At 64.1% G+C, this 928-nt stretch carries 3 protein-coding genes; all 3 read left to right on the top strand.

Translation table 11 applies throughout. From position 1 onward, the window contains the following. Positions 1-190 (top strand): hypothetical protein (locus NP596_RS21595; protein ID WP_256617438.1); only part of this gene is annotated, 190 nt, incomplete at its 5' end. Beyond that, positions 174-617, top strand: a complete 444-nt coding sequence (locus NP596_RS21590; protein ID WP_256617437.1) for a type II secretion system protein — start codon at positions 174-176, stop codon at positions 615-617. The genes NP596_RS21595 and NP596_RS21590, both read left to right, overlap by 17 nt. Continuing rightward, positions 617-928 (top strand): type IV pilin protein (locus NP596_RS21585; RefSeq protein ID WP_256617436.1); only part of this gene is annotated, 312 nt, incomplete at its 3' end. The genes NP596_RS21590 and NP596_RS21585, both read left to right, overlap by 1 nt.

The raw sequence follows: 928 nt of genomic DNA, 5'->3' as shown, positions 1-928 counted from the left end.
GCTGGCCGTCGGCCGTCCCGGCTCTGGCGAAACCGTCTACCGGGGCAGCCTGTCCGGCGTGGCGATCGGCGACGCCAGCCTGTATTTCACCGCCAAGGGTACCGCATCGGCGGACGCCACCATCATGGTGGGCGGCCGGCAAATCGGCGTGGTGCAAGCCACGGGTTTTGTGTATGACAGCACACCGTAACCGGCAAGGCGGCGTCACGCTGGTCGAGCTGATTCTGTCCATGGTGATTATCGGCATCGCCCTGACGGGGATTTTCGCGGTGATGAATCTGACCGTCGGCCGCAGCGCCGATCCGCTGGCACAGCATCAGGCCGTGGCCATTGCCGAGTCCTATCTGGAAGAAATTCTGCTGCAAAACTACGCCGGCGCCGCCAGCGGCAACCGGGCGGATTTCGACGACGTCGACGATTACAACAACCTGACCGACAACGGCGTGCACGACCAAACCGGCACGGCGGTTGCCGGACTTTCGCACTATACCGTCGCGGTAACCGTAGCGGCGCCCGCCGCGCTGGCCGGCGGCGTCGACGCCAAACAAATCACCGTCAACGTCTCCGGGCCCGGCGTGGCAAGTTTAAGCCTGGTCGGCTACAGGGCGGACTATTGATGCGCGGGCGCCAGCAGGGTTTTACCCTGATCGAATTGGTCACCGTCATCGTCATTATCGGCATTCTGGCGGCCATGGGCACCGGCATAATTACGCTGCCGGTGAAAAGTTATCTGGACCAGCAACGCCGCACCACGCTGGTGGACAACGCCGAATCCGCCCTGCGTTTAATGCAGCGGGATATCCGCCGCGCCCTGCCCAACAGCATACGCATTACCGGCGGCGGCACCGTGTTGGAGCTGCTGCATACCAGCGACGGCGGCCGTTACCGAGCCCAGCCGGCCGGCGACGGCAGCGGCAATGTGCTCGAT

The organism is Methylomonas rivi, assembly GCF_024505165.1.
GTDB classification, from domain to species: domain Bacteria; phylum Pseudomonadota; class Gammaproteobacteria; order Methylococcales; family Methylomonadaceae; genus Methylomonas; species Methylomonas rivi.
The sequence above is the reverse complement of the archived record's forward strand: the minus strand, read 5'-3'. Positions and strand labels throughout refer to the sequence as shown.

Bases quoted from the DNA above. Each gene is read 5' to 3' on its own strand.
- NP596_RS21590 (WP_256617437.1), top strand. From the start codon at position 174: ATGACAGCACACCGTAACCGGCAAGGCGGCGTCACGCTGGTCGAGCTG.